Annotated in this window: 12 protein-coding genes; 11 read left to right on the forward strand and 1 reads right to left on the reverse strand. The window is 69.4% G+C overall.

What is annotated here, in order from left to right; all coding sequences use genetic code 11:
- The first annotated feature begins 14 nt into the window (after positions 1-14).
- The 6 genes from E4O86_RS05915 (at position 15) to E4O86_RS05940 (ending at position 6,363) form a co-directional block, all read left to right on the forward strand.
- Positions 15-1,238 (forward strand): FAD-dependent oxidoreductase, encoded by a 1,224-nt coding sequence (locus tag E4O86_RS05915; RefSeq protein WP_161139602.1) that lies wholly within the window; start codon positions 15-17, stop codon positions 1,236-1,238.
- The gene (locus tag E4O86_RS05920; protein ID WP_161139603.1) at positions 1,238-2,602 is read left to right on the forward strand and encodes an amidase; all 1,365 of its coding nucleotides are present in this window, start codon (positions 1,238-1,240) and stop codon (positions 2,600-2,602) included. The genes E4O86_RS05915 and E4O86_RS05920 overlap by 1 nt, the downstream gene beginning before the upstream one ends.
- A gap of 100 nt (positions 2,603-2,702) precedes the next feature.
- The gene (locus E4O86_RS05925) at positions 2,703-3,710 is read left to right on the forward strand and encodes an ABC transporter substrate-binding protein (protein WP_161139604.1); all 1,008 of its coding nucleotides are present in this window, start codon (positions 2,703-2,705) and stop codon (positions 3,708-3,710) included.
- A gap of 25 nt (positions 3,711-3,735) precedes the next feature.
- A complete protein-coding gene (locus tag E4O86_RS05930) occupies positions 3,736-4,515 on the forward strand; it encodes an ABC transporter ATP-binding protein (RefSeq protein ID WP_161139605.1) in 780 nt (259 codons plus the stop codon).
- A 23-nt stretch (positions 4,516-4,538) separates the two neighbouring features.
- Positions 4,539-5,372, forward strand: coding sequence for an ABC transporter permease (locus E4O86_RS05935; protein WP_161139606.1), 834 nt, complete (start codon positions 4,539-4,541; stop codon positions 5,370-5,372).
- Between the two features lie 67 nt (positions 5,373-5,439).
- Entirely contained in the window at positions 5,440-6,363 is a 924-nt protein-coding gene (locus E4O86_RS05940; protein WP_161139607.1) for an ABC transporter substrate-binding protein, read from the forward strand.
- A 27-nt stretch (positions 6,364-6,390) separates the two neighbouring features.
- Here the strand turns inward: E4O86_RS05940 and E4O86_RS05945 are convergent, their stop codons facing one another.
- Positions 6,391-7,767 (reverse strand): aminotransferase-like domain-containing protein, encoded by a 1,377-nt coding sequence (locus E4O86_RS05945; RefSeq protein WP_161139608.1) that lies wholly within the window; start codon positions 7,765-7,767, stop codon positions 6,391-6,393.
- Positions 7,768-8,257: 490 nt separating this feature from the next.
- Between E4O86_RS05945 and E4O86_RS05950 the strand changes: the two genes are divergently transcribed.
- The 5 genes from E4O86_RS05950 (at position 8,258) to E4O86_RS05970 (ending at position 13,100) form a co-directional block, all read left to right on the forward strand.
- A complete protein-coding gene (locus tag E4O86_RS05950) occupies positions 8,258-9,937 on the forward strand; it encodes a UbiD family decarboxylase (protein ID WP_161139609.1) in 1,680 nt (559 codons plus the stop codon).
- A 111-nt stretch (positions 9,938-10,048) separates the two neighbouring features.
- Positions 10,049-10,414, forward strand: coding sequence for a Rieske (2Fe-2S) protein (locus E4O86_RS05955; protein ID WP_161139610.1), 366 nt, complete (start codon positions 10,049-10,051; stop codon positions 10,412-10,414).
- Positions 10,401-10,772, forward strand: coding sequence for a hypothetical protein (locus E4O86_RS05960; RefSeq protein ID WP_161139611.1), 372 nt, complete (start codon positions 10,401-10,403; stop codon positions 10,770-10,772). Before E4O86_RS05955 ends, E4O86_RS05960 begins: the two co-directional genes overlap by 14 nt.
- Positions 10,762-12,015 carry an amidohydrolase family protein gene (locus tag E4O86_RS05965; RefSeq protein WP_161139612.1) on the forward strand — a complete coding sequence of 418 codons (1,254 nt, stop codon included), beginning with the start codon at positions 10,762-10,764 and terminating at the stop codon, positions 12,013-12,015. The genes E4O86_RS05960 and E4O86_RS05965 overlap by 11 nt, the downstream gene beginning before the upstream one ends.
- 116 nt (positions 12,016-12,131) lie before the next feature.
- Positions 12,132-13,100, forward strand: a complete 969-nt coding sequence (locus E4O86_RS05970; protein WP_161139613.1) for a tripartite tricarboxylate transporter substrate binding protein — start codon at positions 12,132-12,134, stop codon at positions 13,098-13,100.
- Positions 13,101-13,149 lie beyond the last annotated feature (49 nt).

Consider the following 13,149-nt stretch of genomic DNA (forward strand, 5'->3'; position numbering starts at 1 on the left):
GGCGGAGTATCGAAATGGCAAATCCGGATGTCCTGATCGTCGGCGGCGGGCCGGTCGGTCTGTTCTCGGCCCTCCTTCTCGGCCGCGCCGGCATTCCCGTCCGTCTCTTCGACGTGAACGCGACCGTGCAGAAGGATCCGCGCGCCGCCACCACCCACCCGGCCACGCTCGAGGTGCTCGGCACGGCCGGTCTCGTCGAGGACATGGCGCGGGTCGGGCTGGTGGCGCCGATCTTCCAGTTCTGGGACCGGCCGGGGGCGCGGCTCGTCGCGGAGTTCGACCACGCGCTGCTGAAGGACGATACGCCTTATCCGTTCGTCATCCAGTGCGAGCAGTTCAAGACCTCCGAGCTGATCCTGGAGCGCCTGCACGACCTGCCGAACGTCGAGCTCCTGTTCGAGCACGAGGCGATCGAGATCGGCCAGACGGAGGACGCGGTCAGCGTGAAGGCGCGCGGGCCGGACGGCGTCTCCGAGCATGCGGGACGCTATCTGATCGGCGCCGACGGCGGCCGGAGCCTGGTCCGCAAGCAGTGCGGCATCGAGTTCGAGGGCTTCACCTGGAACGAGCGCTTCATCGTGCTGACGACGCCCTTCGATTTCGAGGCGCATCGCGGCTATTGCTACCGCAGCTACTTCGCCGACCCGGAGGAGTGGTGCAACTGCTTCAAGGTGGCGGCCGACGGCCCGCCGGGCCTGTGGCGGACGGTGTTCCCGACCAATCCGGCGCTGAGCGAGGCCGAGCTCATGAGCGATGAGGCGGTGCAGGCGCGCCTGCAGAAGTTCTTCCCGGCCGCCGAGCCCTATGAGGTCGTGCACCGCAACCTCTACGTCACCCATCAGCGCGTGGCGGCGCGCTTCCGGCACGGGCGGGTGCTCCTCGCCGGCGATTCCGCGCACGTCAACAACCCGATCGGCGGCATGGGCCTCAACGGCGGCATCCAGGACGCCGCGAATGCCTGCGAGAAGCTCGTGGAGATCATCCTCGGCGGCGCGCCCGAGGATTTGCTCGACCTCTATGCGCTGCAGCGGCGGACGGTCGCGACGGAATTCGTCCAGGAGCAGTCGATCGCCAACAAGCGGCGGCTCGAGGCGAAGGATCCGGAGGTGCGCGCGCGCAACTTCGAGGAACTCGCCCGCACCGCGGCGGATCCCGTCAAGGCGCGCGACTTCCTGCTCCGCAGCTCGATGATCGCGAGCCAGCGCCGCGTCGCCGCCCTGACCCTCGAGGCGGCGTGATGTCGCTCGTCCGCACGCGCCCGACGGCCCGGCCCTTCCTCGCCGCGACCCGCGCCTTTGCGGCGGGTGCGGATACGCCCCGCGCCTTTCTGGAGCGGTGCCTCGAGGCGGTGGCGGCGCTCGAGCCCGAAATCGGCGCCTTCGTGACGATGGACGCGGCCTCCGCCCGCGCCGCCGCCGATGCATCGGCCGCGCGCTGGGCGGCCGGCCGGCCGCTCTCCCCGATCGACGGCATGCCGCTCGGCATCAAGGACATCATAGAGACGGCGGACATGCCGACCGGCATGGGATCGCCGCTCTTCGAGGGCTGGCGTTCCGAGCGCGACGCGGCCGCCGTGAAGGCGCTGCGGGAGGCGGGCGGGGTCGTCCTCGGCAAGACGGTGACGACCGAGTTCGCGGCGGTGGTGCCGGGCGCGACCCGCAATCCCTGGGACACGAGCCGGACGCCCGGCGGCTCGAGCAGCGGCTCCGCGGCGGCCGTCGCCGCCGGCATGGTGAGCGCGGCGCTCGGCACCCAGGTCGTCGGTTCGACGATCCGTCCGGCGAGCTATTGCGGCTGCTTCGGATTCAAGCCGAGCGTGGGCGGGCTCAACCGCGGCGGCAGCCACGATTATCTCAGCCAGAGCTGCACCGGCGTGCTGGCCGGCACGCTCGCCGACACCTGGCAGGTCGCGCGCGAGGTCGCGCGCCGCGCCGGCGGCGATCCCGGCTTCGCGGGGCTCATCGGCCCGGATGCGCTGCCCTCTCCGGTGCGGCCGCCAAGGCTCGCGCTTCTCGAGACGCCCGGCTGGGCGGAGGCGGGCGCCGAGGCGAAGCGGGCCCTGGAAGGCGCGGTCGCGCGGCTCGCGGCGGAAGGCGTCGAAATCCGGACCCGCGGCTCCGACAGCCGCATCGACGAGCTGGAGGAGGCGCTCGCCCAGGCCGTCGCGCTCACGCGGCGGATCAATGCCTGGGAATCGCGCTGGCCGCTCAACACCTATCGCGACCGCGATCCCGCCAAGCTCAGCCGGGTCATGCTCGATCGCCTGGTCGAGGCCGAGGCGATGACGCAGCAGGATTATGCCGAGGACATCGCCGAGCGTGCCCGCATCCGCGCGCTTCACGCCGCGCTGCGCCCGAGCTTCGACGCCTTCGTGACGCTCTCGGCGCCGGATTGCGCGCCCGTCGGGCTGCAGTCGACGGGCGACCCGTCCTTCGCGGTGCCGGCCTCGCTCCTCGGCACGCCGGCCGTGTCCCTGCCCGTCCTTTCGGCGGGCGGGCTGCCGCTCGGGCTGCAGCTCGTCGGATATGCGGATGCGGACGCGGAGCTCTTCGCCCATGCGGCCTGGGCGGCCGGGACGCTCGGAGGGGGCGATCCGGCCTGAGGGCGCCGACGGTACCGGAATCGGCCGGCGCGCGCATCCGGCTTGGGAGATGCGCCGTCGGCCAGGGGGAAAGATCTGCTTCGAACCTTGGAGGGATAGAATGGCAGTCTTCGAGAAAACCATGCGCGGGGCGCTCGGCCTCGGCGCGGCGGCGCTCGCCGCGACCATCCTCGCCGGAACCGCCGCCGCGGCGGAGCTCAAGACCTGGAAGCACGGCATGGTGCAGGCGAAGAGCGACGCCGGCATCGTCACCATGGCGAACCACCAGAACTTCGACGAGAAGTTCGGGCTCGACCTCGAATATGTCCAGTTCAAGGGCGACGCGCTGGCGCTGAAGGCGCTGATCGCGGGCGAGCTCGACAGCTACGAGGGCAGCCCCGGCGGCCCGCTCCTCGCCGCCAGCAAGGGCGCCGACATCAAGATCGTCGGCTGCTACTGGCCGGGCCTCACCTACGGCATCTTCTCGCGGCCCGATATCGCCTCGCCGGCGGAGCTGAAGGGCAAGACGCTGGCGATCTCCTCGCCGGGCGCGCTGCCGGACCTCATCGCCCGCGCGGTGCTCGAGAAGAACGGCATCGACCCCTCGGAGGTGAAGTTCGCCTCCATGGGCAGCGACAGCGACCGCTTCCGCGCCGTCTCCGCCGGCGTCGTCGATGCCGCGGCCGCTTCCACCGAGTTCGTCCGCTTCGCGGAAAGCCAGGGCCTGAAGCTCCTGGTCCACGCCCACGACGTCGCGCCGAACTACCTGCGGTTCTGCACCTACGTGACGAGCAAGACCCTCGCCGAGCGGGGCGACGAGGTGGCGGCCTATCTCGCCGCGCAGATGATGGGCGTGCGCTATGCGCTCGCGCATCCCGACGAGTCGATCGCGCTCTCGAAGGAGATGACGAAGGCGGCGGCCGACGATCCGCGCGCGGCCGACGTCTTCGCCGAGGTGAAGCAGTACGACGCCGTCGATCCGGACATGCCGGTCCCGATGGAGAAGCTCGCATGGATGCAGGATCTCCTGACCGCTACCGGCAACCTCAAGCAGAAGGTCGATCTCGCCAAGCTCGTCGACGACAGCGCGCGCCAGAAGGCGCTCGAACTCGCCGCCAAGAGCAACTGAGGTCGGGCCAGGTCGGGAAATCGGAATGGGACAGGTAAGCCTCGTCGACGTCTCCAAGCGCTTCGCCCTGCGGGTCGAAAAGGAGGTGCACGTCGTCAACGCGCTGAACGGCGTGAGCTTCGACGTGAAGGACGGCGAGATAGCCGTCCTCATCGGGCCGAGCGGCTGCGGCAAGACGACGGCGCTCAGGATCGCCATGGGCCTGGAGACCGCCACCCGCGGCCGGGTCATGGTGGACGGGCGCACCGTCACGGGCTGCGGCTATGATCGCGGCCTCGTCTTCCAGCATGCCGAGCTCCTGCCCTGGCTCACCGCGTTCCAGAACGTGATGTTCGGGCTGGAGATGAAGGGCATGCGCGGCGCCGAGCTGAAGGATACCGCGATGCGGTACCTGAAGCTCGTCGGGCTTGAGCAGTCGGCGAACCGCCGTCCGCACCAGCTTTCCGGCGGCATGAAGCAGCGCGTGGGCATTGCCCGCGCGCTCGCGATCGATCCGGCGGTGCTGCTGATGGACGAGCCTTTCGGCGCGCTCGACGCGCAGACCCGCGAGGGGCTCCAGGCGGAGCTCCTCGACATCCAGGCGCGCACGGGCAAGACCATCCTGTTTGTGACGCACGATCTCGACGAGGCGGTGCTCCTCGCCGATCGCATCATCGTGCTGCGCGCGGGCAGCCTCCAGGAGATCATCGAGGTCGGTCTCCCGCGGCCGCGCGGAGATCTCGCCGCCGTGCGCGGCTCGGCCGAGTTCGCCGAGACGCGCTACCGCATCTGGAAGGCGCTGCATCAGGCGGAGACCACCCATTGAGCGCCGAGGCCGGAGGAATTCTCATGACCGACAATGCAACGGCCGGCCGTTCGGCCGGCGCGCCGCCGGTCCCCGACGTCGAGCCCCCCAAGGCGCGCCAGGTGCCGGGCTGGCTGATCACGCTGCTCTCGCTCGCCCTCGCCATCGGCATCTGGCAGTATTTCGGCCGCGACGTGAACCCCGTCTTCGGGTCCTATCCGTCGGCGATCGCGGCCGCGTTCTGGGAGATGCTCGTCTCCGGCGAGCTCCTCTCCGCGCTCTTCGAGAGCCTCCAGGCCTTCCTGGTCGGCTATGTTCTCGCGATCGTGGCCGGCGTCCCGCTCGGGCTCGTGATCGGCCGCTCGCGCGTACTGGAGGCCGCGCTCGGCGTCTATGTGACCGCCGCCTACGCCATGCCGCTCGTCGCGCTCGTGCCGCTCCTCGTGCTCTGGCTCGGGCTCGGCTTCTGGGTCAAGGCCTGCGTGGTGTTCCTGATGGCGGTCTTCCCGGTCGTCATCAACACCTGGCTCGGCGTCAGGGCGGTGCCGAAGGCGCTGATCGAGGTCGGGAAGTCCTTCGTCGCCCCGAACCACGTGATCCTGCGGCGGATCGTGCTGCCGGCGACGCTTCCCTACATCATGGCCGGCATCAAGCTCGCCGTGGGCCGCGCGGTCGTCGCCATGGTGATCGCCGAGTTCTTCACCGCGATCTCGGGGCTCGGCGGCATCATCATCAACTCCGCCAACAATTTCGAGACGGCCCGCATGTTCGTGCCGATCGTCGTCCTGATGGTGCTCGCGATCGGCCTCAACTGGCTGGTCGGCTGGGTGGAGCGGCGGGTCGCGCCGTGGCAGTTCGAGATCGCGGGCCGCGAATAGCGCCTTCCTTTCCCTGCAACAGTCCCGGCCGGCGCGCCGCCCGGGCCAGACCGGAAGATTCGACCAGATGAAACTCGCCGTCCCGGACCTGATCTCCAATTCCTACTTCCCGGCCGCGGCGGCGGTGGAGCTCGGCTTCTTCGCGGAGGAGGGGCTCGACGTCTCGCTCGAGCTCGTCTTCCCCGTCGACAAGGCCTACGAAGCGCTCCGCGACGGATCGGTCGACTTCGTCGGCGGCTCCGCCCATTCCGCGCTCGCCGCGTTCCCGGAATGGCGGGGCGTGAAGCTCCTCTGCGCGCAGGGCCAGGGCATGTACTGGTTCCTCGTCATGCGCGCCGATCTCGGTGCGGCGCGCGGCGATCTCTCCGTCGTGAAGGGCAGGCGGATCGGCGCGGCGCCGTGGGTCGAGATGGGGCTCCGGCGCCTGCTCGCGGCAGGCGGGATCGACATCGCGAAGGACGATGTGACGATCGCGCCGGTGCCGGGCACGGCCGGCGCCGGCGTCAATTTCGGGCTCGCCGCCGCCAAGGCGCTCGAGGAGGGCAGGATCGACGGCTTCTGGGCGAACGGCATGGGGACCGAGGTCGCGGTCCGCCGCGGCGTCGGCACGGTCGTTCTCGACATCAGGCGCGGCGACGGGCCGAAGGAATGCTTCGACTACACGATGGCCTCGATCGCGGCGACCGACCGGCTCATCGCGGAGAAGCCCGCGGCGGCCGCGGCCGCGATCCGCGCGATCGTGCGGACGCATCGGGCGCTGAAGGCCGATCCCGGGCGCGCGACCGAAGTCGGGGAGAAGCTCTTTCCTCCGTTCGAGGCGAGCCTCATCGCCGATCTCGTCCGCCGCGACCTGCCCTATTACGACCCGGCCATCTCGCGCGGCTTCGTCGAGGGCATGAACGGCTTCGCCCGCGATCTCGGCATCCTGAAGGGCCACCCGGCCTACGAGGATGTCGTCGCCGTCGCGTTCAGCGATCTCTGGACGGCGTGAGGCCCCGGCCGGCCCGCGGGTCGGCCGTCAGACGAGCGACATCGCCTCGGCGTCGTTCAGGATGTCGCTGACCGTCCGCAGCGCATATTCGAGCTCGCTTTGGTTCTTGGGCGAACCGAGGCAGAGCCGCACGCCGTTGCTGAGCGGGTCGAAGGAGCGGAGCGCGACCGGCGGCGCGATCGTGACGTTCGCCATCGCCGCCTGCGCCACCAGCGAGGTGGTGGTCCTGCCGGCCGGCATCGGCAGCCAGACATGGAAGGCCGGGTCGCCGGCGACCGGGGCGATCCGGTCGCCCAGGATGCGGCGGGCGGCGGCATAACGCTGCGCCGCGATCTTGCGCTTGCGCGCGACCTGCTCCTCGAGCTGGCCGTTGGTGACGAGCCTCGCGACGACCTCCGCCATCAGCGCGTTGGCCGACCAGCCGGTCGCCCGTACGGCGTTGATGGCGCGGTCGCGGAACGGGGAGGGGGCGTACATGGCCCCGATCCTGAGGCCCGGCGCCAGGCATTTCGCGAAGCTCACGACATAGAAGCTGCGCTCCGGAATCCGCGCCGAGATCGGGGCGAGCGGCGGATCGGCAAGGAATCCGTAGGCGTCGTCCTCGATCAGATAGGCGTCGTGGCGGGCGATGATCTCGGCGATCGCGTCGCGCCGCTCGGCCGGCATCACGGCGCTCGTCGGCGTCTGCAGCGTGGGCATGGCGTAGAGCACGCGCGCTCCCGTCTGGCGGAACGCCCGCTCGAGGTCTTCCGGCACCAGCCCGCCGCCGTCCATCAGCACGCCGCGGAGCTCGTAGCCGGCCTGCGTCGCGAGCGCGAGCATGCCCGAATAGGTGAGGTTCTCAGCCAGCACCGGGTCACCGGAGCGGGCGAGGAGGCTCGTGGCGATCGAGATCGCGTGCTGCGCGCCATGCGTGATGAAGAGGCAGTCGGGCGTGGTCGGCATGCCCTGCCGCGTCAGCCTGTCCGCCATGATCGCGCGGTGCTCGGCGCAGCCCTGGTGCGGCAGGTAGCCGAGAAACGCGCCGAGGCGGTCGGAGGCGAGGATGTCGGAGAGCACGCCGCCGATCGCATCTTCCTCGCCGGTCGCCGGCGGCGCGTTGAGCGCGAGATTGATGCGGCGGAACCCGCTCGTCTCCTCCGTCTCCGCCTGCTGGCCCCGCCGGCGGAGCACGAACGTGCCGCGGCCGACCTCGCCGGAGATCAGCCCGCGCTTCTGGGCCTCCGCATAGGCGCGCGAGATCGTGCCGACGCTGATGCCCATGCGCTCCGCCATCTCGCGGTGCGGCAGCAGGCGCTGCCCGGGCAGGATGGCGCCGGTCTCGATGTCGGATTCCAGCGCGCGCACGATCTCCAGGTAGCGCGGACCGCCCTCTGCTGCGATCTTCGGAATCCAGTCGGCCATCGTCTCACCTGCTCGAATCCATTGAGTATAACAATTCGCGGATTGTCGCAACGCGGCACGGCGGACCCCGGCCCCGGAGCGCCCGGAAATGGCCATCCGGCGACTGCGGAAGGGCTCCCGATGCTTCGATTTCCGCGGCGGACCGGATTGCACCAGGATTGAAGCGTCCCTGCATTGACACCGGGAAACTTGCCTCATTATTGTTTCCAGGAGCCGAGCCGAAGAGCCAGCAAGGAAAAGGGGAGGAATCCTGCGCATGAAGCGCATTCCGGCCATGCAGCGCGCGGAGCCCCGGATGGTGGCGCACAGATGTCTCCGTGCCCGGCCGATTCCCCTGCCGCCGGCCGGTTCCGCGCCGCGTGGGGTCGATTGTTCCCGATGAGGCGCGCTGCCGGGATGGGCGCGCGCCGTGCCGCGGCGGATGGACGTCGCCGGCGGACGCTGGCCGGCGCCGGGCGCCTGGTCGGCTGAAGGTCTCTGGAGGATTTGGATGGACGAGCACAGCATCGCGGCCGAGGCCGAACGCCCGACCGAGCGGTCGGAGGCGGCGGCCGGCAGGCGGCCTTATAACGACCTGCACGATCACATCGCGGAATTGCGGCGGCGCGGCCTCCTCGTCGAGGTCGACCGGCCGATCGACAAGGACAGCGAGCTTCATCCGCTGGTGCGCTGGCAGTTCGTCGGCGGCATGAAGGAGGCCGACCGCAAGGCGTTCCTCTTCACGAACATCATGGACGGCAAGGGGCGGAAATACGACATTCCGGTCGTCGTCGGCGCGCTCGCCGCCAACCGCGCGGTCTACGCCACCGGCATGAACTGCTCGGTCGACGAGATCCAGGCGAAGTGGGACCGCGCCATCGCCGAGCCCGTTCCGCCGCGTCTCGTCGAGCAGGCGCCGTGCCAGGAGATCGTCGAGACCGGAGAGGCCCTGACGAAGGAAGGCGGCGGCCTCGACCGGCTGCCGATCCCCGTCTCCACGCCCGGCTTCGACAGCGCGCCGACGCTGAGCGCGACGAACGTGATCAGCAAGGACCCGGTCACCGGCGTCCAGAACATGGGCACCTATCGCTGCGCGCTGAAGGCCCCGGACCGCCTCGTCGTCCGGATGGCGACGCGCGTCGGCGGCGCCGGCGGCTACCAGCACTACCTCAAGCACCAGGCGCGCGGCGATCACGAGATGCCGGTCGCGATCGTGCTCGGCTGCCCGCCCTACGTCGCCTTCATGGGCCCGCAGAAGCTGCCGATCGATCTCGACGAGTTCAACGTCGCGGGCGGCCTCGCCGGCGCGCCGATCAATGTCGTCAAGGCGAAGACCGTCGATCTTCTCGTGCCGGCGGAGGCCGAGGTCGTGATCGAGGGCTATGTCGATACCCGCATGGTCGAGCCGGAAGGGCCGTTCGGGGAATCGCACGGCCACGTCGCGCTCGAAGAGTTCAACATGCCGATGCGCATCACCGCGGTGACGCGCCGGCGCGACGCCGTCATTCCCTCCTATATCAGCCAGGTCGCGCCGAGCGAATCGAGCGTCATCAAGCGCGTCGCCTACGAGCCGCTCTTCCTGACGCATCTGCGCGACACGATGAGCATCAAGGGCGTGAAGCGCGTTTCGCTGCACGAGCCGCTCACGGGCCTGCTGCGCGTGACGGTGATCACGATTGCGGCCGGCACGCCGAAGACCGAGGTCTGGCGCGCGCTCTACGGGGCCGCCTTCTTCAAGGGCGATTGCGGCAAGATCTGCATCGCCGTCAGCGAGGACATCGACCCGGACAATCCGGATGCGATCCTGTGGGCGATGGCCTACCGGTCGAACCCGGTCGCCGACGTCCTGACCCTGCCGCATCGAGGCCAGGGCCACGGCCCGAAGCGCGAGCATGCCGGCGAGGAGGATTCGACGCTTCTCGTCGACGCGACCATGAAGTCGCCGATGCCGCCGCTGGCGCTGCCGACCCAGCCCTTCATGGAGCGCGCCCGCGCCATCTGGGAGGAGATGGGCCTGCCTCCGCTGGTCCCGCAATCGCCGTGGTTCGGCTATTCTCTCGGCGAGTGGCACCCGGCATGGGACAAGGCGGCCGAGCGCGCCGCCCATGGCGAGTACCTTGAGAACGGCAGGATCAGCCTCGGACAGCAGCAACCGGGCCTGAAGCCCGAAACCCGCTTCGTGCCCGAGTAGGGAACGCGCGCCGGTCCCGGAGGTCCCGGGGCCGGGCGCTTTGCGGTAGAATCGTATGTGCACATACGATATGGCTTGCGACCGTCTCTGCACGGTTCGGGGAAACGGATCATGAAAGAAGTCTACATCTGCAGGCAGGAGGAAATGGCCGACGGCAACGTGCGCATCCTGCGCGTCGATGGCCTCGAGATCGGCGTCATCCGTCACAAGAGCCGCTTCTACGCCTACCGCAATCTTTGCCTCCACCAGGGCGGGCCGGCCTGCGAGGGCGTGCGCATGCCGGGCGTCTTCGACGACGTGGACGAGGAGGGCCGCTTCCTCGGCCAGAAATACGACGAGGACGACGTCCACATCGTCTGCCCCTGGCACGGCTACGAGTACCACCTGAGCGACGGCACGAATGTCTGCGACCCGCGCCTCAGGCTGCAGAAGTTCGAGGTCTCGGAACGCGGAGGGAACGTCTATGTCAGCGTGTGAGGGCGCCTCCCCGGAACCCGCCGGGACCGAATTCGAGGCCGTGGCGAGCGAGGTCGCCGCGCTCTGCGACGAGGCGATCGCCTCCGGCCGCATCGACGCGCTCTCCGACGGCGCGCTCGGCCAGATCTTCGCGAGCGCCGTCCGCCTCTATGTCGCGAAGGCCGAAACGGGCGCCAAGCTCAGGCCCTTCGCGCGGAACGTCGCGGTCACGCCGACGGAAGTGGCGATCGCCGCCATGGCCATGCTCGACGCGGCCGGCATCGAGCTCTTCGAACTCGGGCTCTGGGAGACGATGACCAGCATCCGCCCCGCCCGCCAGTCGCTCGCCGAACAGGGAGTCGGCCACCATGAGCATTGACATGATCGACGCCGCGACGGCGGATTTCCGCGATCTCGCCACGGAAGGCTTCGACACCGGCCGCCATCTCGCCCATGCCACCGAGCAGGCGGATGCGCGCGGCTACGAGGACTTCCTGATCGTCGACATCGACTCGCACCATTACGAGAACGAGGCCTCCGCCGAGATCGCGGAATTCATCGAGAACCCGATCATCCGGCACGAGGTGAAGTACCAGGGCATCTCGCGGAAGGGGATCACCACCGGCTTCGGCCAGTATCAGGAGCTCGGCGGCCGGATCACGCGCTACCCGCTGCGCAAGAGCGAGAAGGTGCCGCCGCATCCGCACCGCGACATCACGCTGATGCGCCGCTGGATGGACGCGATGGGCGTCGACGTCGCCTGCATGTTCCCGACGCCGCTCCTCAATCTCGGTCTCGCCCCCCGCGTCGACCTCGAGGTGGAGCTCGCCTTCGCCTACAACCGCTGGCTCTGCGAGACCATCCTCCAGGAGGAGCCGCGCCTGAAGTCGATGCTCTACATGCCGTTCAACGACCCGGATGCGTGTCTGAAGACGGTCGAGCAGTTCGGCGACAAGCCCGGCGTGATCGGCTTCATGGTGACGTCGACGCGCTATCGCGGCGTCTACGACAACGTCTACGCCAGAACCTACCGGGCGCTCGAGGAGCGGGGGCTGCCGATCGGCTTCCACACCGGCCTCGGCGGACAGGAGCCGGGGCTTTCGCTCTGCAACCGCTTCCTGACGCTGCATGCCCTCGGCTTCGCCTGGCACAACATGCTGCATCTGTCGAACTGGGTGATCAACGGCATCCCGGAGCGCTTCCCGAAGCTGAAGACGCTCTGGATCGAGGCCGGGCTCGCCTGGCTGCCCTTCCTCATGCAGCGGCTCGACAACGAGTACATGATGCGCCCGTCCGACGCCCCGCTCCTGAAGCAGAAGCCGAGCGATTACATCCGGCAGATGTACTTCACCTCGCAGCCCATGGAGATGGTCGACAACAAGCGGGCGCTCGAGCTCACCTTCGACATGATCAATGCCGAGACGCAGCTGCTCTATTCGTCCGACTACCCGCATTGGGACATGGACCTGCCGAGCACGATCTACGACCTGCCGTTCCTGAGCGAGCAGGCGAAGCGGAACATCCTCGGCGGCAACGCGCAGCGCGTCTTCAACCTCGAGCCGGTCTTCTCGGAGCGGAAGCTCAGGCGCCGGGCGGAGAAGGCGATGCGCGCGGCGGTCTGAGGACGCGGCCGGCGCGCGGATGCGCAGCTCGGGAGCGACGCCGGAGCAACCGGCGCCTCCCGGCGCGGAGCGGGAAGGGGATGCGGAGAGATCCCAGGTACCTACGGAGGAAGCAGATGCACCTTTCGAAGATCAGGAAAACGGTCTGCGCGTCGCTCGTCGCGCTCGCGGCGCTTGCCGGCCCGGCCGCGGCCGAGTTTCCGGAGAAGCCGATCAAGCTCGTCGTGCCGTTCGGCCAGGGCGGCGCGACCGATCAGATGGCGCGGCTCATCGCGCCGCTGATGGAGAAGGAGCTCGGCCAGCCGATCGTCCTCATCAACCAGCCGGGCGCCGGCGGTGCGGTCGGGCTCGCCAACCTCGCCCATGCCCGCCCCGACGGCTACACGATCGGGGTCGGCTCCGATTCGACCCTCGCGGCGCGGCCGCTGATGTCGAAGTCCGGCTATACGGCCGAAAGCTTCGCCACCATCGCGCGGGTGGTGGAGATCCCGTCCGGGGTCGCGGTCCGCTCGGACAGCCCCTACAAGTCGCTCGGCGATCTCGTCGCGGCGATGAAGACGAAGGACCTCACATGGTCTTCGTCGGGCATCGGGTCCGGCCCGCATCTCGCGATGGCGGTGTTCCTCGCGCAGAACGGGCTGAAGGCGACCTACGTCAACAGCAACAGCGGCCAGGAGGCGATGGTCAAGCTGCTCTCCGGCGAGGTCGCCTTCCTCTCGGCCGGCGGCTCGAACTTCCCGCCGATGCTCGAGGACGGCAAGGGCGACATCCGCGTGCTCGGGCTCGCCGCGGAGAAGCGCTGGACCTACCTGCCGGACGTTCCGACCTACAAGGAACAGGGCTTCGACTATCTCCGCTCGCAATGGTTCGGGCTCGTCGCTCCCGCCGGCACGCCGGACGAGGCCGTCGCGAAGATGTCGGCCGCGGTGAAGGGCGCGGTCGAGAATCCGGAATTCGAGAAGCGGCTCGGCACCTTCTACTTCAACGCCGCCTATCAGGACCCGAAGACGATGCGCGGCCAGATCGAGAAGGAGGCGGCGGAGCTGAAGCCCGTGCTCGAGCAGGCTGGACTCGTCCAGAACTGAGGCACCCGCCGTGCCGGCGCGGGCACTCTGGCCAGGGCGGCGCCGGCCT

Origin of the sequence: Propylenella binzhouense (genome assembly GCF_009866965.1) — a bacterium.
Lineage (GTDB): Bacteria > Pseudomonadota > Alphaproteobacteria > Rhizobiales > Afifellaceae > Propylenella > Propylenella binzhouense.

Coding starts and splice junctions, on each gene's coding strand:
- E4O86_RS05915 (WP_161139602.1), top strand. CDS start 15: ATGGCAAATCCGGATGTCCTGATCGTCGGCGGCGGGCCGGTCGGTCTG.
- E4O86_RS05920 (WP_161139603.1), top strand. CDS start 1,238: ATGTCGCTCGTCCGCACGCGCCCGACGGCCCGGCCCTTCCTCGCCGCG.
- E4O86_RS05925 (WP_161139604.1), top strand. CDS start 2,703: ATGGCAGTCTTCGAGAAAACCATGCGCGGGGCGCTCGGCCTCGGCGCG.
- E4O86_RS05930 (WP_161139605.1), top strand. CDS start 3,736: ATGGGACAGGTAAGCCTCGTCGACGTCTCCAAGCGCTTCGCCCTGCGG.
- E4O86_RS05935 (WP_161139606.1), top strand. CDS start 4,539: ATGACCGACAATGCAACGGCCGGCCGTTCGGCCGGCGCGCCGCCGGTC.
- E4O86_RS05940 (WP_161139607.1), top strand. CDS start 5,440: ATGAAACTCGCCGTCCCGGACCTGATCTCCAATTCCTACTTCCCGGCC.
- E4O86_RS05945 (WP_161139608.1), bottom strand. CDS start 7,767: ATGGCCGACTGGATTCCGAAGATCGCAGCAGAGGGCGGTCCGCGCTAC.
- E4O86_RS05950 (WP_161139609.1), top strand. CDS start 8,258: ATGGACGAGCACAGCATCGCGGCCGAGGCCGAACGCCCGACCGAGCGG.
- E4O86_RS05955 (WP_161139610.1), top strand. CDS start 10,049: ATGAAAGAAGTCTACATCTGCAGGCAGGAGGAAATGGCCGACGGCAAC.
- E4O86_RS05960 (WP_161139611.1), top strand. CDS start 10,401: ATGTCAGCGTGTGAGGGCGCCTCCCCGGAACCCGCCGGGACCGAATTC.
- E4O86_RS05965 (WP_161139612.1), top strand. CDS start 10,762: ATGAGCATTGACATGATCGACGCCGCGACGGCGGATTTCCGCGATCTC.
- E4O86_RS05970 (WP_161139613.1), top strand. CDS start 12,132: ATGCACCTTTCGAAGATCAGGAAAACGGTCTGCGCGTCGCTCGTCGCG.